This is a genomic window from Anabaena sp. FACHB-83 (assembly GCF_014697485.1).
In the GTDB taxonomy this organism is placed as follows: domain Bacteria; phylum Cyanobacteriota; class Cyanobacteriia; order Cyanobacteriales; family Nostocaceae; genus Nostoc_B.
Genome location: NZ_JACJRY010000009.1, coordinates 194,620 through 214,032, shown reverse-complemented (window position 1 = coordinate 214,032; position 19,413 = coordinate 194,620). Strand labels below are relative to the sequence as shown.

Annotated in this window: 13 protein-coding genes; 9 read left to right on the top strand and 4 right to left on the bottom strand. The window is 39.8% G+C overall.

Features of this window, described 5'->3' with window-relative positions; genetic code table 11:
* Positions 1–88: 88 nt before the first annotated feature.
* Positions 89–1,432, bottom strand: coding sequence for an adenylosuccinate synthase (locus H6G79_RS13940; protein ID WP_190589488.1), 1,344 nt, complete (start codon positions 1,430–1,432; stop codon positions 89–91).
* A gap of 665 nt (positions 1,433–2,097) precedes the next feature.
* On the opposite strand from H6G79_RS13940, the gene H6G79_RS13935 reads away from it, so the two are divergent.
* The 4 genes from H6G79_RS13935 to H6G79_RS13920 all read left to right on the top strand — a co-directional run bounded on the left by H6G79_RS13935 (position 2,098) and on the right by H6G79_RS13920 (position 6,451).
* Positions 2,098–3,141, top strand: a complete 1,044-nt coding sequence (locus H6G79_RS13935; RefSeq protein WP_190589487.1) for an adenosine deaminase — start codon at positions 2,098–2,100, stop codon at positions 3,139–3,141.
* Between the two features lie 373 nt (positions 3,142–3,514).
* Positions 3,515–4,687 carry a sigma-70 family RNA polymerase sigma factor gene (locus tag H6G79_RS13930; RefSeq protein ID WP_190589486.1) on the top strand — a complete coding sequence of 391 codons (1,173 nt, stop codon included), beginning with the start codon at positions 3,515–3,517 and terminating at the stop codon, positions 4,685–4,687.
* A gap of 80 nt (positions 4,688–4,767) precedes the next feature.
* A complete protein-coding gene (locus H6G79_RS13925; protein ID WP_190589521.1) occupies positions 4,768–5,910 on the top strand; it encodes a DUF1822 family protein in 1,143 nt (380 codons plus the stop codon).
* A 73-nt stretch (positions 5,911–5,983) separates the two neighbouring features.
* Positions 5,984–6,451, top strand: a complete 468-nt coding sequence (locus tag H6G79_RS13920) for a DUF4870 domain-containing protein (protein WP_190589485.1) — start codon at positions 5,984–5,986, stop codon at positions 6,449–6,451.
* A gap of 69 nt (positions 6,452–6,520) precedes the next feature.
* Here the strand turns inward: H6G79_RS13920 and H6G79_RS13915 are convergent, their stop codons facing one another.
* Together H6G79_RS13915 and H6G79_RS13910 are read right to left on the bottom strand one after the other, a co-directional pair.
* Positions 6,521–8,170 (bottom strand): sensor histidine kinase, encoded by a 1,650-nt coding sequence (locus tag H6G79_RS13915; protein ID WP_190589520.1) that lies wholly within the window; start codon positions 8,168–8,170, stop codon positions 6,521–6,523.
* Between the two features lie 409 nt (positions 8,171–8,579).
* Positions 8,580–11,741, bottom strand: coding sequence for a PAS domain S-box protein (locus H6G79_RS13910; RefSeq protein WP_190589484.1), 3,162 nt, complete (start codon positions 11,739–11,741; stop codon positions 8,580–8,582).
* Between the two features lie 198 nt (positions 11,742–11,939).
* On the opposite strand from H6G79_RS13910, the gene H6G79_RS13905 reads away from it, so the two are divergent.
* The 3 genes from H6G79_RS13905 to H6G79_RS13895 all read left to right on the top strand — a co-directional run bounded on the left by H6G79_RS13905 (position 11,940) and on the right by H6G79_RS13895 (position 15,440).
* On the top strand, positions 11,940–13,049 hold the full coding sequence (locus H6G79_RS13905) for a Gfo/Idh/MocA family protein (protein WP_190589483.1): 1,110 nt from the start codon (positions 11,940–11,942) through the stop codon (positions 13,047–13,049).
* 169 nt (positions 13,050–13,218) lie between these two features.
* Entirely contained in the window at positions 13,219–14,475 is a 1,257-nt protein-coding gene (locus tag H6G79_RS13900) for an AAA family ATPase (RefSeq protein WP_190589482.1), read from the top strand.
* An 11-nt stretch (positions 14,476–14,486) separates the two neighbouring features.
* Positions 14,487–15,440: a hypothetical protein gene (locus H6G79_RS13895; RefSeq protein WP_190589481.1), complete on the top strand. Its 954-nt coding sequence runs from the start codon at positions 14,487–14,489 to the stop codon at positions 15,438–15,440.
* Positions 15,441–15,980: 540 nt separating this feature from the next.
* Here the strand turns inward: H6G79_RS13895 and H6G79_RS13890 are convergent.
* Positions 15,981–17,225, bottom strand: coding sequence for a DUF4912 domain-containing protein (locus H6G79_RS13890; RefSeq protein WP_190589480.1), 1,245 nt, complete (start codon positions 17,223–17,225; stop codon positions 15,981–15,983).
* A gap of 494 nt (positions 17,226–17,719) precedes the next feature.
* Here H6G79_RS13890 and H6G79_RS13885 point away from each other — a divergent pair, with 494 nt between their 5' ends.
* Together H6G79_RS13885 and H6G79_RS13880 are read left to right on the top strand one after the other, a co-directional pair.
* Positions 17,720–18,079: a VOC family protein gene (locus H6G79_RS13885; protein ID WP_190589479.1), complete on the top strand. Its 360-nt coding sequence runs from the start codon at positions 17,720–17,722 to the stop codon at positions 18,077–18,079.
* Between the two features lie 15 nt (positions 18,080–18,094).
* Entirely contained in the window at positions 18,095–19,411 is a 1,317-nt protein-coding gene (locus tag H6G79_RS13880; RefSeq protein WP_190589478.1) for a recombinase family protein, read from the top strand.
* Positions 19,412–19,413: the final 2 nt, after the last annotated feature.

Genomic DNA, 19,413 nt, shown 5'->3' with positions numbered 1-19,413 from the left:
TTTGTCATTTGTCCTTTGTCATTTGTCCTTTGTCATTTGTCCTTTGTCATTTACTAATGACGAATGACCAATGACGAATGACTAAATACTATGCACTCAGCAAGGAGGCAGGTGTGCCGTCAGCGTGTAGTAATGCACGTTTGGGGCCGTGAATGGGGTCTTCTACAATTATGGTTTGATCGCGGCTTGCGCCTAAAGAGACGATCGCAATTGGGACTTCCATTAATTCTGCTAAGAATTTTAGGTAGTCTAGGGCTTGCTGTGGCAAGTCTTCTAAGGTACGGCAGTCACTTGTAGACTGCTGCCATCCTGGTAAGGTTTTGTAGATGGGGCGACAACGGGCAAACTGACGGGAACTGGTGGGGAAATGTTCGCAGCGTTCGCCATCTATTTCGTAGGCGACGCAAACTTGAATTTCCTCTAATTCGTCAAGCACGTCAAGTTTGGTGATGGCCATACAATCCATCCCGTTAATGCGGACGGCATAGCGACCAATTACGGCATCAAACCAGCCGCAGCGCCGCTTACGTCCGGTGGTTGTGCCGAATTCTGCGCCGCGATCGCACAAATGTTCACCTAACTCTCCATGCAACTCTGTGGGGAAAGGCCCTTCTCCCACACGGGTTGTATAGGCTTTAGATACGCCAATTACCCGATCTATCATTGTCGGCCCTAATCCTGTACCTACGCAAGCTCCACCTGCTACGGGGTTAGAGGAGGTAACATAGGGATAAGTGCCATGATCTAAGTCCAGGAGTGTACCTTGCGCTCCTTCAAACAAGATGTTGCGTCTTCGCAGAATGGCATCGTATATTTTCAACGATGTATCAATTACGTAAGGACGCAAGCGATCGGCATAACCCAAATACTCGTCAATGATTTTTTTTGGGTCTAAAGGCGGCAGGTTGTAAAGTTTTTCTAAAATGACGTTTTTATAATTGATTGTCCACTCTAACTGGTCGCGCAGACCTTCTGAGTCCATCAAATCTAAAACTCTGATGCCTGTACGCTCTGATTTATCAGCATAAGTTGGGCCAATTCCTCGACCGGTTGTCCCGATTTTATGGCTTCCCCGCCGTTCTTCTGATGCCTTGTCAATCAACCGATGGTATGGCATCGTGACATGGGCTGTTTCAGATATCAACAGTTTGGCAGTGGAAATATTGAGTTTTTCTAGTTGGTCGAGTTCTGCAATCAAAACCTGTGGATCAATGACTGTCCCACAGCCAATGATGCACTCGGTATCTGGATACAAAATACCAGAGGGAATCAGGTGGAGTTTAAAAGTTTGGTTCTGAGCTACGATTGTATGCCCAGCATTGACACCCCCTTGGTAACGTACCACTACATCTGCGGAACGGCTGAGTAAGTCGGTGATTTTACCCTTCCCTTCGTCGCCCCACTGAGCACCTATGACAATGACGTTAGCCAAGCGTTTATATTATGAGGTAAAGTTTCCACAAATCGCTATTCTATACATATACAGCTAAATATGTCAAGTCACTCAAGAAACAAACTCTAGGAGTGGTGACTTGTTGCTAATACTGAAAATAATATCGAGTATAAATTCACACGTAATATTTTTGTCAAAGAAAGTGGGTAGCGATCGCACTTTCTCTAGCAGCTTTTACCTATTAATATCATATCTGTTATCTGTCAAATTACTTGTGATGACAAACGTTTAGGCTAGGAGCTATAGGAATACGGTTTGATTCCTGAATCTAGTTGTGTAGGTAGGGAGTAGGAAAGAAGCCTGATCTGGGTGTACCGATTTTTTCTCAGAAATCAAATATGAGTCCTATAGGACTAGAAAAATTTACTTGACTGAGATGAAAACTGCTGTAGTTATCATCCTTAATATCGTTAAGTTTTGACTTAAGACTTCTGTATACAGAAGTCTTAATTGTTCTGTACGGAATTTATTCAAAAATCAAATCAAATTGCTGATTGCTTTTCTGCTAGTTATTAACTATAAAATTCGCAATTTTTGCCTAAATTCTAATAATTAACCGTAGCTTTACAGAATCTTACTCTCCGTATAGAGGTTTCTTTTTAATGTTTTTGTTACCATTAATAAAATTTTCTAAAGAAACTACTATGGCTTTACATGCTGAATTACACAGACATTTGGGCGGTTCCGTTGTACCGCGCGTTTTATGGCGATATTTTGAGCGACATTCTACAGAATTAATTTCTCGCTTTCCTAACTACGGGGAGTTTGAAGATTTTTATACCAGACCTCGTAACACTTTAGATGAATATTTGGAATTGCATACTTTGGTGGAAAGTGTGCAAACTGTGGAGACTTTGCCTTACTTTATTTATCGCTTGGTGCGGGGTGCTTATATATTTGAAAATTTGGCTTATCTGGAACTGCGCTATACTCCATACCTACGGACACCAGAACATCTGAGTCAATCACAACGAATTGACAAAATGGCAGAAATTGTGGATGTGGTGGGTAAAGCGAGTCATATTCAAGAATGTCCGATTGTGACGAGTCAAATTCTGTGTATGCACTCGCGCTTGCCGTTTGAGGTGAATAAGGCGATTATTGATTTGGCTGTGGAGAACAGACAATATGTGTGTGGAATAGATGTGGCTGGGGGTGATAGCTATTACGCCGATCGCCTGCAAGAATGGATTAGTTTGTATGATTATGCGCGATCGCAAGGTGTGAACACTACCGGACACCTTTACGAAACCACGGCCGGTTGTTACCCAGAACTTTTACCTTATCTCAAACGCATTGGTCACGGTATCCAAATTCCGTTATTGTCTCCAGAGTTACTTCCAGAAATTGCCAGACGCGGACAGTGTTTAGAAGTTTGTCCAACCACATACATTAAAACAGGTACTTTACAAGATATCCGCCAACTCAAATTAGTTTTTGACCGTTGTTTTGAAGCTGGGGTAGATATTGCGATTTGTACAGATAATGCTGGGTTACACAATGTCCGTTTGCCATTTGAATATGAAAATCTCTTGACTTACGACATTATTAGCTTTGCACAGTTACAAGCTTGTCAAGAAGCGGCTTTTCGCCACGCCTTTGCTTGGCCTTATACCCACCGTCCAGCATCACTGTTAAATGGCTTACTACAACCAGAAACTCCCAAAGTTATGGCGATGAAAGATTAAACTATTTAACAGCTACAGGACTTACGCCAAAGGTTTTCAAAGTCACATTATTTAGGCCATCAAGGCAAAAAAATCCCCTAGTTGGTATAAACCAGCCAGGGGAATTAGTTATCAGGGTGCATCTACCAATTACTTGTTCTATTGCTACTCCCCTGAAACCGGATAAAATTTTGCTGATTTAGGAAATCAAGGCAAAAAAAATCCCCCAGTTGGTGTAAACCAGCCAGGGGAATTAGTTATCAGGGTGCATCTACCAATTACTTGTTCTATTGCTACTCCCCTGAAACCGGATAAAAATTGTCCAAAATTTCCTAGCCTTGTAGTAAAGTTTGTGCAGGCTTCGTTATTTTATCGGTCGACTTGTAATTTTTTTATGCAACCTCGACAAAGCATTATTGAAATTTTTTCAACTTTTGTGCAGTTTGAAGGCGATCGCTTCAGTCGGTGGGCGACGGAATCACGCTTGCGTCGCAGCATCCAAAGTTGTCTTCAGCAAATACCAAAAGAAAATTCGGAATATTTTTGGGTGCTGTATTGGTATAAGTTTTGGCAAGATTCAGCCGCCGCCGCTTTAGCGAGACAACATCTCACAGCTTATTTACAAGAACCTTGTTATTGGATATCGCAAAAAACCAGTGCAGCTTTCACCAGTAGCCAGTTTAAATTGGCGGATTGTTTCCAAATTGCGATCGCTCAAGTTGAACTTGTCTTAAAAAATTTTAATCCTTCCCAAAGCAGTACCTTAAAAAACTACGCCAGTCTGATTTTTAGTACTGCTATCCGCGAAACTTTGCGCCAGCGTCAAGAAGTTGATATCTGTAGCGATTGGGGTTTGTTACGCAAAACCAGTCAAAAGCGGTTGGTAGAATCTTTGCAAAATGCTGGTTTATCTCCTGAGACAATTCACGCCTATGTTTTGGCTTGGAATGGGTTTAAAACTTTGTATGTTCCCAGCAAAGCAGGTAATTCTCGCCAATTATCTCGCCCAGATGATGCCACTTGGGAAGCGATCGCCAAATTCTACAATTCCCAAACCAGCCAACCTGCTAATTCTCCAACTCTGGAAAAATGGTTACTCAGTGCGGCAAAAGCTGTCCGTAAATATCTTTATCCCACCCCCGATTCTCTGAATGTTTCTCTAGGCGGTGATGATGGATTTGAGTTATTGGATAATTTACCGGGGACACAAGAATCGTTAATTAACGAAATCATCGCCCAAGAAGAAGCCCAAACTAAAAGCCAACAGCAAGGCGAGATTAACCAAGTATTATCAACTGCGATCGCTCAATTAGAAGCCCAAATTCAGGAAATATTGCAACTATACTACGCAAAGCAACTCAATCAAGATGCGATCGCCAAACAATTAGATATCAAGCAGTATACTGTTTCCCGGCGACTGACGAAAGCTAAGGAGGTTTTGTTGCGGTCTTTAGCTAATTGGTGCCAAGATAGCCTGCATATTTCTCTGACATCAGACTTACTTAAAAGTATGAGTGCTGTGATGGAAGAATGGCTACAAAATTACTACAGTCCATCTTCTAGCTAAATTCTTTGTAGCCTGTGCGGGAAAGAGAATGTTCCCTAGTAGCGCCAAAACAAGCCAAACCTTTCCCTGGAGAAACCGCTATGACTGTTACTTTTGCTAATTCTACAGACTTAATTTTAGAGATTTCCGAATTTACCCAAGGTAGTCAGGCTTTTTCTCATCCCACTGCGGAATATCAAGCTTATTTGAATGAACTTTGCCTGAATGCTGTCTTACCTTGGTTACAGGAGGACTTTACACCACAGGCAAAGGTTTGGCCAACTACCACTGCATTATCCAGTTTTTGGGAACTGGTAAATGGAACTGCTGTTACAGTAGATGCAACAAGGTTTATCTTAGTTCCCAGTGAAAATATTGATTTCAGTGAATTACGTGTACCCCAAGAATGGATAGATTTACCGAGTTGGGTGGGAGATTATTATTTGGCGGTGCAAGTAGAAGCAGATGCAGGTTATGTCAGGGTTTGGGGTTATTGTACTCACACCCAACTCAAGCAGCAGGGTAATTATGATCCAGGCGATCGCACCTATTCTCTCAATGCTAGTGAGATAATTACTGATATCAGTGTTTTAGCTGTGGCGCGGGAATTTTGTCCAGCCGAAGCAACACGCACCACTGTTGCGGTAATTCCCACCCTACCACAAGCCCAAGCCCAAAACTTAATTAACCGCCTCGGTAATGCGGAAGTCATCACCCCTCGGTTAGCGATTCCTTTTCAACTGTGGGGTGGGTTAATTGAACATAGCGGTTGGCGACAAAATTTATATGAACGTCGGATTAATTTACCCGAACAGCGTTCTGTGTTGCAATGGTTAGAAAGTGGTGTATCGCAACTTGCTCAAGCAATTGGTTGGGAACGATGGAATTTAGAATTAAGTGCGGCGGCGCGGAGTGTCGAAGATAGAGCAACTGAGGCAAATATATCACGGCAGTTAGCGATCGCCGGACAAATCTACGAACTGACAATTATCCCCCAAGGCGAACCAGACTCACCTTATTGGCGGTTTGAGTTGCGTAACGCCACAGTCGGCGCAGCCATTCCCGGCGGTTTTAAACTGCGCCTGCTAACAGAAGACTTACAGCCATTTCCCAACAACGAAGATATAGCTACAACCGCAGTCGAACAACTGTTTGTTGAAGTGGCTTTAGAACCAGGGGAAGGTATCGTCTGGGAAGTAGAACCTTTACCCGAAAATTATGAGCGAGAAATACTTAAATTTTAAACTTTTCTCCTGCTAGTTTAACGGTAGTGTGGTAAGTAGAGATTCTATTTATCCATCTCCTCATTCACAAGCCATGAGAAAACAAGTCCAAAAACAAATGCGTACATGGGCGATGTTATGTCATCTTTCGGCTTTAGTAGCATGGCTATTGTTATTTGGATTGGTTTTTCTGGGTATTCCCTTGTATTTACCATTGAATATTCTATTACCCTTGGTCATTTGGCGACTGAAAAAAGCTAAATATCCTTGGATTGACTTTCAAGGTAGAGAATCTTTAAACTTTCAAATTTCCTTAACTTTATATACTTTAGTGGTGATTATTTTTTCTTTACTACTCGTTTTGGGTAGCTGTGGTATTGCCATCACAACTAATGGTGCAGTCAATGAAGTCAAATCGGTGTTAGATGGGTTACTTCTGGTCTGGACATTTTTAATTATTGCCTTATTTTTATTACAATCATTTTTAGTTACATTTGCTGGTATCAAAGCTTATCACGGAGAACATTATCGCTATCCTTTGACTATGCGAATTTTAAGATGAAAGTAATAAATTAACCCTGGGAACTATATTTTATTTAAAAAAATACTACACCCAGATAAAGCTTCTTTCCTATTCCCTATCTACACAACTAGATTCGGAAACAAAATCAGATTCCCATATATGCTTGATAGGAAGCTCAATCACAAATTCTGTACCATTACCTGATGAAGAATTACAGATAATATTTCCTTTGTGCTTATCTACAATAATTTGATAACTAATAGATAATCCTAAGCCAGTACCTTTACCCACAGGTTTAGTAGTAAAAAATGGGTCAAATAGTTTACTTTTAACTTCCTCTGGTATACCAAAACCGTTATCTTTAATGCGAATAATTATATATTTTTCGTTTTTAACTTGTGTTTGGATCTGAATATAACTAGTCTGTTGTTTAATTTTTTGCTTTAATTCTTCAACTTCCTTTTCTCTTAGGGCATCAATAGCATTATTTAATATATTCATAAACACCTGATTTAACCCACCTGCATAACATTCAATCTGAGGTAAATTCTCACAATAGTCTTTAATGATTTTAATTTCTTGCTGACCAGTCTTACCTTTCAGGTGATACTGTAAAATTAACAAAGTACTGTCAATACCTTCATGAATATCTACAGGTTTCATTTCGGCTTCATCAAGACGAGAAAAGTTACGTAATGTTAGTACAATCTCGCGGATACGATCAGCACCAACTTCCATTGATGATAAAATTTTAGGCAAATCATCCAAAATAAATTCTATATCCAACTCTTTAAATTTAGTATTTATTTGCGAATTAGTAACCGAATATTCTTGTCGATATAAATTCATTAAATCCATTAATTGCTGAGTATATTCCCGCGCATATTTTAAATTACCGTAAATAAAATTAACAGGATTATTAATTTCATGAGCCACACCAGCAACTAACTGACCAAGAGAAGACATCTTTTCAGTTTGAATTAAATGTATTTGAGTACTTTGTAGTTCTTGCAAGGTATTTTCTAGTTCTATATTTTTCTGGTTTAATGTTTCTGTCCTGGCTGCAACTTTTGTTTCTAGCGCCAAATTAGTTTCTTCTAAGGCAAGTTGAGCAATTTTTTTGGCTTTTAAATATTCCTGTAACAATCTCAATACCAATAGCCATGAGGGAATCAGCAATATTAAACTGATGATAGACCCTAAAATTGCCCAAAATATTTTTTGGCGATAATAAACAACTTGTTGTTGTAATTCTAATGCTATATTCAATCTTCTTTTGGCAACACCATCAGCATAAATTTGCTTTTGATTTTCATATTCACGGCTAGAAAGTAGTTGTTGTGCTGCTTGTTGTTTATTATCCTTCACTAAATCAAAAGATTGATATTCCATTTTCACTAACTTCTGATTAGCCACATCAATTTTTTTAGCATCTTCACTGTTATATGCTTGAGGTGCTAATTTAATAGATTCTTGAATAGCTCCATCTAGTTTTTGTTCAAATTGACGATATCGTTTTTCCCACATTGTGTTACCTGTGGCAGCATTCATCCTGGCCGACATGGTTAATACTTCATCAAGATAAACAATTTCATCACTTAGTTTTTGTAATCTAAATTCATTTTTAGTAATATTATTAAAATTATAATATGCTTGCCAATTCAGCCAAATTTGCGGAATAAATAAAAGTAAGGTTAGTAGTACTGTGATAGTGACTAAGTGTGAGGGAGAAAATTTCAGTTTAGTAGGCGCATACATTCGTCTATACACAATATTTTTAGATAAATTTTGGGATGGATTATGTATTGTAAACCATGTCATTGCATGATTACTCTACGGTAATCTAATTTTATAGATATTGGTTTTTCGAGTATTTGTCCAGGTTTGTTGAGAAATATATTCTGATTTTTATATACAAAAGAATAAAAATTAATTTTTATAAAGTTTCGGTAAAATTACTAATATGAAAAAATCTATTTTAATTAATCAAACAAAATATAGCAGTTCTCGACTCAGCGAGGTATAAGAAAAATAATTAACCGCAGATGGACGCGGATAAACGCAGATAAATTTGTATTTTACCCAAGTGAAAATCACTATAAAATACATTAGATCCAATGTTGTAGCATTTCACTGTTGTACTAGGCTCAAATTAATTCGAGGAATGTCAAGTGATTAATGTAGCGATCGCATCTAGTAGTAGTTGCGGTTCAATTGGTTTAGCTAGGTGTGCTTGAAATCCCGCCGCGAGGATTTGACGTTTATTTGTCTCCCCAACAAAAGCAGTCAAAGCGATCGCGGGAATATCTCGGTTAAATTGGGGTACTAGATGACGCACTTGATGAATAAAAGTGTAGCCGTCCATGTCTGGCATTCCAATGTCACTGATTAGCAAATCGAATGGTGTTGTAGCTAACAAAGGTAGGGCTTTAATCGGAGATAATACTTCTTTGACAAGTGCGCCTTCTTGTTCCAGTATTACCTTCAGCAGTTCGAGGGAATCGGCCTCATCATCAACCACCACCACGCGGAGATTTTCTATACTCAGTTTTTGAGAGTCGGAATCATCAGGAGTATGGAGATTTAATGCAGACATTAAAGGTAACTGTACCGTAAAGGTTGCCCCTTGTCCTTCTCCGGCACTGGCAGCATTGATACTCCCCCCATGTGCTTCAATAATTTTACGTGCGATCGCCAACCCCAACCCTAACCCACCAAAATTCCGAGTTGTGGAACTATCCTGTTGTTGGAATAACTCAAACACGAATGGCAAAAATTCTGCTTGGATGCCTTTACCAGTATCACTCACTTGAATGTGTGCATGGTTATTAATACAAGTGAGTTGCACTGTTACCTGTCCACCGTGGGGGGTAAATTTGATGGCATTTGAGAGTAAATTCCAGATGACTTGTTGTAATCTGCCTGCATCCCCTCTGACATAAGCCTTTAATGGCTCTAGTAACACATCTAATTTAATCGCTTTTGCCTGTGCTGCTAAATTCACAGTTTCTAAAGCCGCAGCGATTGGTTCCGATAAATTCACAGCCCCAAAACTGAGGGAGAGTTTACCACGAATGATGCGGGAGATATCGAGGAGATCATCAATTAGTTGCGCCTGTTGTTTGGCATTCCGCTCAATCGTAATTAAGCCATGCTGGAGTTTTTCGGCATTCATCTTGGGTGATTGCAGCATTTTTGCCCAACCCAAAATCGGGTTTAAGGGCGTTCGTAATTCATGAGAGAGAATCGCCAAAAATTCATCCTTGATTTGATTGGCGCGTTCGGCAGCTTCTCTGGCGGCTTGTTCTTGTTGGAGTAATTTTTCTCGTTGGGTTTCTATGGCTTTGCGATAACTAATATTCTTAAATAAAATGGCAACTTTACGGTTTTCTGCCCGTTCAATGGGGAAGGCATAAACCTCAAACCAGCGATTCATAACCTCAGAGCCATTTTCAAAGCGCACAGGTTCACCGGTGAGGGCAACTCTGCCATAAGTTTCAAACCAAAATTCTTCTAAATTAGGAAGAAGTTGCCGGGCTGTTTTACCAACTGCCTGTCGAAGTCCGGTTTCTCGCTCAAAAGCAGGGTTAATTTCTAAAAAGCAATAATCAACTGGTTTGTTGTTTTCATCAAACAACATTTCAATTACACAAAAACCGTCTTCCATCGTCTTAAACAGGGTGCGATAACGTTCTTCTGAACGACGTAGGGCTAACTCGGATTTTTTGTGTTCGGTAATATCGCGGTTTGTTTCTAAAACTAGTTTCTGTCCGTTCGTCTCAATTAGTTGCTGACGGCTTTCTACAATTACCTGCTGTCCTGTATGAGTAGTATGCTTTAACTCTCCTGTCCATTGGCGATCGCGTTCTAAGATGGTAAGCAGTTCCGCTAATGGTAAGGGGTAAACTGTTTGAAGCAGAATATGGGTATTCTGCCCCATGACTTGTTCTCTTGTATAACCGTACAGTTGCTCACAACCCTGATTCCAACTGATAATGCCTTGCTCAAAACTCCATACCAGTATCGGTTCATAAGATAACTCAATCAGCAAGTTGAATTGACGTAGTTGTTCTTCGGTGCGTTTGCGTTCAGTAATTTCTTCACACACAGTACTGACACCAATCACACGTTCTCCGTCCTTCAACGGCAAAAATTTTTCTAACCAAACCCTTTCTACGCCCGGTTGTGCCGGAGTTTCCCCGCGAATTTCAACATTCAGTAATGGTTCTCCTGTGTCAAAAATCGGACGGATTAATTGTTCGGCAGTATCGGCAATGTCAGGTAACAACTCGCGGATGGTGCGCCCAAGATGTTCTTCTACAGAAAACCCATTAATTTCCGCCAATTGCTGGTTAATTCGCACAAAACGCAGGTCAGGATCGAGAACATTTAAGCCAATGGGGGCAGATTGGTAGATAGTCTCAATTTCTGTTAGTTGCTGTTGCAAGGTTGCCCGACTTGATTCTAATTCGGCTGCTAGTCGCTGACGTTCTGTAATGTCTGCCACCATCCCAATTAGGCGAATTAACTTTCCTTGCTGGTCAAAAAATCCGCGTCCACTTTCCTCGAAGGTGATTATTTGCTCATCTGGGCGCAGGAGTCGATAGGTAATTTTGTAGCTGCTATTCTCAGGTTTGAGTGTTTGTATAATTCCTTTGAAGCGATCGCGATCATCAGGATGGACACGCTGAAAAAAATTTGTGCCTGTGTCTTGTTGCGCTGATGATGGAGTTAACCCTAAAATCACACCACATTGAGGCGATCGCTTGACTGCATCGGTGCTTACATCCCATTCAAAGGTATAAATCCGGGCAACTTCCATTGCTAATTGATTGCGTTCTTCACTCTCCCGCAGTGCGGCATTTGCCTGTTCTAACTCGGCAGTCCGTTCGGCAATGCGCTGTTCTAGTTCCTGGTTGATGTTTTGTAAGGTAACTTCTGTCTGCTTTTGCTGGGTAATGTCTCGCGCCACGCAGTAAATCACACCCCTGCTAATTTGTGGTGATGCTGTCCACTCTAGCCAGCGATCATCTCCATCTTTCGTCCGGTAGCGATTCTCGAAATTGAATATAGGTATGCCTGCCTTGATTTTCTCCATTTCTGCCAAGGTGGCAATATGGTCATCTGGATGCACAAAGTCCAAGAAAGGACGGGCTAAAAATTCTGCTTCTGAGTAACCCAGGATTTGAGTAAATGCTGGGTTGATTCGCCGAAAGTAGCCATCCAGACCAACTACCGACAGCAGATCAAGCGATCGCTCAAAGAAAAAGGCTTCTTCGGATAATACCAATTCATTTACAGGTGAGAAAATATGATCTTCAGCAGTCATAACATAAATCACGCTGGAGACACAGCGAAATAAAAGCCAAGCCAAAATCTAAAACAAGTATTCATTACAGAGCGATCGCTGACGTTTCCTCTGTAATGAAGGTCATCACTATCGTATTATATTGTGATAATTATTCAAGATGATTAATGTAAATAGTCTTGCTATTGTTAAATTTAATTTAGAGGTGCAGAATTAACCATGAATCAAAATGTAGTTGGTGTGGCTGTAGTTGGGACTGGATTTGGTCAAAAAGTTCATATCCCTGGGTTGATTGCCCATCCTCGAACTAATGTAGTTGCTGTTTATCATCGGGATATTCATCAAGCCCAAGTTATTGCTGATGCCCATAATATTCCTCATGCTTGTACTAATATTGCCGATATTGTCAACATCCCAGAAGTACAAGCAGTTAGTATTTCCACACCTCCATTTTTGCATTATGAAATGGCTAAAACTGTACTAAAAGCAGGTAAACATTTATTATTAGAAAAACCCACAAGTTTAAATGCAACTGAAGCTAAAGAATTATATCAATTAGCAATTACAAATCAAGTAACTGCGGTAGTAGATTTTGAATTTCGCTTTGTTCCCGGCTGGCAATTATTTGCAGATTTATTAGCATCAGGTTATGTCGGTAACAAACGCCTGATTAAAATTGATTGGTTTGGTTCTTCTCGCGCTGATACTTCTCGCCCGTGGAATTGGTATTCGTCTCAAGCCCAAGGCGGTGGTGCTTTGGGGTCTTTGGGTTCCCACGCCTTTGATTATATTTATTGGTTATTTGGGCCTGTCCGCAGATTAAGTGCTTATTTAAGTACCGCCATCCCCAACCGCCTTGACCCCAGCACCAATCAACTCAAGCCAGTGGAAACCGATGATAATTGTTTGTTGTCCCTGGAATTAGCCGATGGCACACCTTGTCAACTGAATATTAGTGCGGTAGTTCACGCACCGCGCACTCATTGGTTAGAGGTGTATGGCGATCGCGGTACATTAGTCTTAGGCAGCGAAAATCAAAAAGACTACATCCACGGTTTTCGCGTTTGGGGTTCCCAAGTCGGACAACCACTCACAGAAATTGAAATTCCTCAGTCGTTAATGTTTACCCAAAACTTCACCGACGGACGTATTTCTGCATTCATCCGCGTAGTAGACCAATGGCTACAGGGAATTGACCAAAAACAGTCAGTTGTCCCATCTTTACGAGAAGGGGTTTATTCCCAATTATTAATGGATTTATCCCATCAATCTCATCAAACTAGCAGTTGGGTTGATGTTCCCAGTTTGGAAGATTATCTGCAAAATTAAGAGCAGCAGTATTCACATAACTTATGCAGATGTTGATAGATAATTATTTTTTCCCAATAATTGTGACTGCATAAGTTTTCATCAGCCATAATAGAACATATTCGAGAGGAGATGAGCAAGTATCTTTTTATTTAAAAGTATTAATCAATACTAAAAACTAGGAGTTTTTATGTTTTTGCAGAGAATTCGAGTTCCTGATTTTCGTGTTTTAAAAAATGTTGATATTTCTTTTGAAAAAGAATTTACTCCTAGTATATTTCCACTTGGTAGTTTGAATGGCGGTGGTAAAAGTACACTATTGCAATTAATTTTTGTGTTACTCCATTGTTCTATTCATGAAGATAGAAAAATTTTTTTAAAAAATTTAATTGAAGGTTTTAAGATTGATAAAGACTCTGATAAGCGAGTTTTGGCAATAATTGATATTTGGGATGGCAAACAAAATATAGAGCTTGAGTTTTTTACTTGTAAAGAATCTTTTGTATTAGATACCTATGAACAAGAAAATAATGATAGTGAAATTAGTGAGAATAATCTTTCAGGAAAGGATGTATATGATGACATAAAAAAAAATCAATCAGAATATAGTCTTGGAAAAACATTCTATTTACTATACGAAAAAAAACACAGACAAGAATATTTCCATAGAATATTTTCTAAATATCTTCAGAGTAATAAAACAGGATATATATGTGATGTATATACTGATAATGTTGATTCTTCCAAAGAAATGTTACTGTGCCGTTTTGATAATTTAGAGATAAATGATGTAGAATCATTTCTGATTAATTTATCAGAGAAAGTATTCTTGGCAGCACATATTTCACAGATTTTTCTATTTCTTTCAGCTAACTCCAGAAAATCATTATTTAATAATCAAAGTGAAAATGACTATTACTTAGGTTTAAAACAAGATAAAACTAAATTACCTAATTTTTTCACCTATGATTTTATGGCTATAGATATTCTGATTAAATCTTTTACTGATGCTCGTGATCAAGATTTTAGACAAGCTATAGAAACAGGAGGTTACGGTGATAATTATAAAACATTATTAAAGGATTTAAATTCTGTATTAAATAATAAAAAAATCAATATAAATAAAGATTTATCTGGTGTTAACTTTAAAAGAGACGATGATGATGTAGAACTTTACCCAGAAGATTTAAGTCACGGTGAACTCAAAAAATTATGTATCTATGTATGGATTAAATCTAATAAAATAGAAAATGCAATTGTTTTAATGGATGAAATTGAAATAGCATTTCATCCAGATTGGCAATATCAAATAGTTAGGGATTTAGAAGAATGGTCGCCTAGCAATCAATATATTTTAGCAACTCATTCTTATGAGCTATGTCAAGCAGTTACCCCTGCTCATGTTAAAGAATTACCACCAAAACTTATCAAGCCAAACAAATTATAAAATAACTAAATATGGGTCTTAGTGAAGCAGAGCTAGAAGAGCATTGTCGATATATTCTAGAAGATAGAAGAATCCTCAACAAAATAGTTATACTGTGTGAAGGCGAAATTCCAAAAACGTCAGGTAGATTATCGCCTCAATCGTACAGAAATATGGATAAAATGCCTGATGCTAACTTTTATCATGCTTGCGTTCCAAGATGGTGGAAGCAGTATAGACCTCAGTTTATCAATTGCGGCGATCGCCAAGATGTATTAAATACATTTTTTAGTATTTTAGACTTACATAATCAAAATCCTGCTAACTCTTATCTCAGTCCCCATCAGCTATTTGCCATTGTAGATTTAGATATTCAAATAGCCAGCATAAAAAACGATTACGCTTTTACAGATACCGATTCTATTTTCTACAATTTATATGAGAAAGCTAAAATTAATGAAGGGAATTGTATAAATCATCGTATATGGGTGACTGGCTTAGTTCACAAAGAAGCATACTTTTTAACACCTGATATTCAGTTAGTCTTGGACAATTACTCAAATACACCTGTCTATCAAGATTCAGTTGTGAATCTTGAGCAAGTTTATCTTGATATAGTTGATAGTTTGCATGAAGATATAGATTTACAAAATAACTTAGAAAAAATATTTAATCGAATTAACTACTGTTCAAATTTAGATTTTGATGATATCAAAAATTTTCAAACTTCTTGGAAAATAAATTTTATAAATAGTCAAAATAATTTCGATAAAAACATCTTAAGTTTAGCTTTACTGACAATTGCTAAAGCCAAAAAATATTGGAAACAGATTCAACCGCCTCAAGCATGGACTAGTTCAGAACGGGCGTTTAGAGATGGATTAACGCTAGAGATAGGAAAATTTTATTCAGAACAAGAATGTGATGCTAAAAACCACATTCCTTTTTTCTTCAAAATTCTATATGGTTTGATTGAGCAGGAGTAATCCCAAATCGATATGAAGAAGCGTATATGTTTGATAGCGCCAGACTTCCAGTGTGATACCATTTCACGAAATTACTGATAGAAATCGCTTCCTCTGCAACTCTGCTTCTGGTCGCCGAGCGTTCGCGCAGCGTCTCCGTCAGGAGAAGTCGAGGCGCTACTTGCATATCCGTATCATTTTTAAAGTGAAATGGTATGAGGGGTTTATTTAGCGCGTATGAAATTCCACGGCCAATACGGTTCGGATAAGAAACTTACTTGTGTAGGCAAGCAAGGGTGCAGGGGTGCAGGGGTGAAAGGGGGAACGAAGCTACGCTCTCCCCTGCACCTGAAGCTCCTCCGCCCCCCTGCTCACCTCAACAGATACATTTGTTAACCAAACCGTATTGATTTCACGACTGTTTGTCAAATTTTGATGTCATAGTTATCAAAAAAATCGAGGCTCAGATCCCCGACTTCTTCAGTTACGAAGATAATAAAAACCCGCTATAGAAAGACTTACTATAGCGGGTAATAATTCAAAATTCTAATTGTGGATTATTTAGAAAATCCATTCGGGAATAGCTTCTTCTTTGGTATTCGTATTGCGAGATGGTGTTTCACGATTGAACTTCATGTGAATTGAGCGTGTTTGCTCACCATCAGCAGCCACAGCCAAAATTGGGTAGTCAATTAAACCATCTTGGAAGGACATCTGGAAGCGGAATGTCCCATCGGGATTCAGTTTAATTTCACGACCGCCGATTGTTACAGTCGCATCAGGTTCAGTTGCACCGTAAACAATCAATTCCGCATCAGCAATTAACCAGAACTGGCGGGGACGAATGGGTGCGGCAGAAGCTGAGAAGCCAACACCAGACATTCCTGCACCAGACATGGTTAAACCAGACACGGTGGGAACAGCCCACATACCAACACCAGATGGGAAGACGTAGGAACTGATAGCCTGTTCGGGGCGTACAGAACCAGCTACGTGCTGCATAGAACCAAACAGAGAACCTGCAACCCGTTGTGCTTCGGCAGATTCTGCTAAACCAAAGATGTGGTCGTAGATGGGGTTTCCATTTGTACCAGTTGCTGTTGGCAGTTTCTTAGCTGGTGGTACTAGTTCGTACAGAGTTCTACCGCGCAGGTCTTCTTCAAAATTAACAGTGATGAAGACATCTTCAATCCAGTCAGATGGGTATACAGGAGGAATGTGTACTTGAGCAGAACGCGCCAAAACTAACCAACGACCATCAAAAGTCCGATAACCAATATCGATAACATAATCGCGATCGCTCACAGGAATAGGTAAATACCATTCTCTTGCTAGTTCATCAACAGGATATTCTTGGATGCTGTGGGGGCTTTGATAATCAAGACTGATGTCGGTAACATCATAAATCCGCAGTGCTAATTGCTGTCCGCCCTGACGACGCAGTTCTTCTTTATGATCATTGGGAATATCCCAATAAGTGTAAGCCCATTGGGGATCACGGGGTAAAAGTACAATCCGGCTTTCACCATAACCACCCGGTAGATCGGCGAGTCCTTCATCAACATCAGCCAGAGAGCCACCTGTACGGTCTTCTTGACCCAGTTCAAATTTTGCTGCTTCCACGGTTTCCTGTGCCTCAAGTGAACGAGATGGACTAAGGGACGCTTTGCTGCGCTGCACTTCTTGAATTGCTGCCAACAACTGTGATTTACGCATTCGGCTATAGCGGGAGACGCTATACTCACTGGCAACTTTACGTAGTTGTCTCAGTGTCATCTCCTCTAGCGGTGGGCGTTCTTTTGCCATTAATTTGGCCTCCAGTAGTTTGAAAGGTAATTATCTCTCTGAGTTAGAGAATGTTTGATAAAAAAGTCATTCTTCTCAGATGAATTTCTTATTCCTGACTCCTGGTTTTGCCCAGTTTTTAAAGTTTTTTAATTCGCTTTTAAAATGAGGGTCACTCCCTTTCAATTTCCTTGAATGCTTGGGTAAGCATTTTTCGGGATCGGAGGAGTCGTTTTGTTAAGTAAATATTAACCAGTAACCCTCGGTATTGATCAAGGGGTCTAAAGGTACTTTTTTCGGGCTTTTACGAATTTAATAGCTTTGGCGGGATCATATTGTTATGATTTAATGACATTTGAGTTTTCTACTCCTCAGCATTGTCAAAGTTTCATGACTTTTGTGAGGCTCAAGCTATCAAACCCTTGCCCAGATGTGATCTCATCTCCAATTCTGGGATTTAATCTAGTTGCACAGCTAATACGTCAAAATCTAAATAAAAGCGAACTTTAGTAACTATGCAGATTACCCAAAGCCTTCATACAGCCATTCTCGTTACCGACTTAGAACGCGCTGAAAACTTTTACACTCAAGTGTTGGGATTATCTAAAATTGACCGTTCCCTAAAATATCCTGGTGCATGGTATCAAGTCGGCGACTATCAAGTTCATCTCATAGTCGCATCCACAGTACCAACCGATAACCCCAACGAAAAATGGGGACGTAATCCCCATATCGCTTTTGCAGTAGCTGATTTAGAACAAGCTAAACAAGAACTGCTGAGTCAAAATTATCTTATTCAAGCCAGCGCCTCTGGTCGCTCCGCCATCTTTACTCAAGATCCCGACGGAAATGTAATTGAGATCAGTCAGCAGTGATTGAATGATTAACTGATGAAAGTTATTGCCTACATTTATTGTGACCCTCTCCTAGACTCTGTTCCACAAAACATTAATTGGCAATGGGAGGTAGAACGGATTTATGAAGATTTGGCTAAGAGAAATGCTGATGGATGTACTGTACGATCGCAATTACAACAATTACTCACAGACTGCCAAAATGAACCAGTAGAATATTTGCTGGTTCGTCGTCTGGAAGAATTAGGTGATACTGTAAAGGAAGTCAGCGATCGCTTAAACGAATTAGAAGCGATGGGTGTAGCTGTGATTGCGACTGAACAATCCTACACATCAGAGCAATCCCAGTTTCGGGCTGAGTTACTCAAACTAATCCAAGAAATTCAATATCAACAAAGAAGTCGGCGTATTCGTCAAGGACACGCTCGGAATCGTCTTGAAGCCGCACCGCCACCCGGAAAAGCACCTTATGGTTATCGCCGTGGTCAAGGAAAATATATTATTGACCGCAGCACCTCCCCCGTTGTGAAAGACTTTTTTGATCACTTTTTACTCTACGGTTCCTTGCGGGGCGCAGTGCGTTACTTAGCAAAAAAATATGCGAAGAAAATTTCTGTTACCACTGGGCGACGCTGGTTAACAAATCCTGTTTATCGGGGAGATACCGCTTATCTCAACGGTGAAATTATCTCTGATACCCATACAGCGATTCTTTCTAAAGAAGAAGCAGCCCAAATTGACCGACTGTTACGCCGTAATAGCCGCTTACCATCTCGAACTGCAAGTGCGCCCCGTTCTTTAGCTGGGTTAGTTGTCTGCGGCGAATGTCAATCTCATACAACAGTCACTCGCGTTACCCGTCGCTACCAAGACCAAGAGTATCTTTATTTACGTCCGATTAATTGTCCTCGCAGTCCCAAGTGTCGCGCCATTCCTTACCAAGACATTTTAGAATCGACGATCGCTAAAGTTTGTCGTGATTTACCATTAGCAGTAGCCGGGATGAATTCTCCAGAGTTGGATACTGTCAAGAATAGTTTAGGCGATGCGATCGCACGTCAACAAGAAATATTAGCTCAGTTACCTGCTTTAATTGAAACTGGTATTTTAGATGCAGAAACAGCAAAACTTAGAGAATACAAAATCCGCACCGAAATCTCTGCACTCCAAGCCAAGTTAGCCACACTCCCTCCTGTCAATCTGCGTTCTGTCGCCCAAGCCGTTTCTATTCCGCAATTTTGGTTAGATTTGTCAGAAACAGAACGACGCTTTTACCTGCGAGAATTTATTCGCCAAATTGAAATTAGCCGTGAAGATAAACAATGGGATTTACGAATAGTGTTTATTTTTTAGTA

Coding starts and splice junctions, on each gene's coding strand:
- H6G79_RS13935 (WP_190589487.1), top strand. CDS start 2,098: ATGGCTTTACATGCTGAATTACACAGACATTTGGGCGGTTCCGTTGTA.
- H6G79_RS13930 (WP_190589486.1), top strand. CDS start 3,515: ATGCAACCTCGACAAAGCATTATTGAAATTTTTTCAACTTTTGTGCAG.
- H6G79_RS13925 (WP_190589521.1), top strand. CDS start 4,768: ATGACTGTTACTTTTGCTAATTCTACAGACTTAATTTTAGAGATTTCC.
- H6G79_RS13920 (WP_190589485.1), top strand. CDS start 5,984: ATGAGAAAACAAGTCCAAAAACAAATGCGTACATGGGCGATGTTATGT.
- H6G79_RS13915 (WP_190589520.1), bottom strand. CDS start 8,170: ATGTATGCGCCTACTAAACTGAAATTTTCTCCCTCACACTTAGTCACT.
- H6G79_RS13910 (WP_190589484.1), bottom strand. CDS start 11,741: ATGACTGCTGAAGATCATATTTTCTCACCTGTAAATGAATTGGTATTA.
- H6G79_RS13905 (WP_190589483.1), top strand. CDS start 11,940: ATGAATCAAAATGTAGTTGGTGTGGCTGTAGTTGGGACTGGATTTGGT.
- H6G79_RS13900 (WP_190589482.1), top strand. CDS start 13,219: ATGTTTTTGCAGAGAATTCGAGTTCCTGATTTTCGTGTTTTAAAAAAT.
- H6G79_RS13895 (WP_190589481.1), top strand. CDS start 14,487: ATGGGTCTTAGTGAAGCAGAGCTAGAAGAGCATTGTCGATATATTCTA.
- H6G79_RS13890 (WP_190589480.1), bottom strand. CDS start 17,225: ATGGCAAAAGAACGCCCACCGCTAGAGGAGATGACACTGAGACAACTA.
- H6G79_RS13885 (WP_190589479.1), top strand. CDS start 17,720: ATGCAGATTACCCAAAGCCTTCATACAGCCATTCTCGTTACCGACTTA.
- H6G79_RS13880 (WP_190589478.1), top strand. CDS start 18,095: ATGAAAGTTATTGCCTACATTTATTGTGACCCTCTCCTAGACTCTGTT.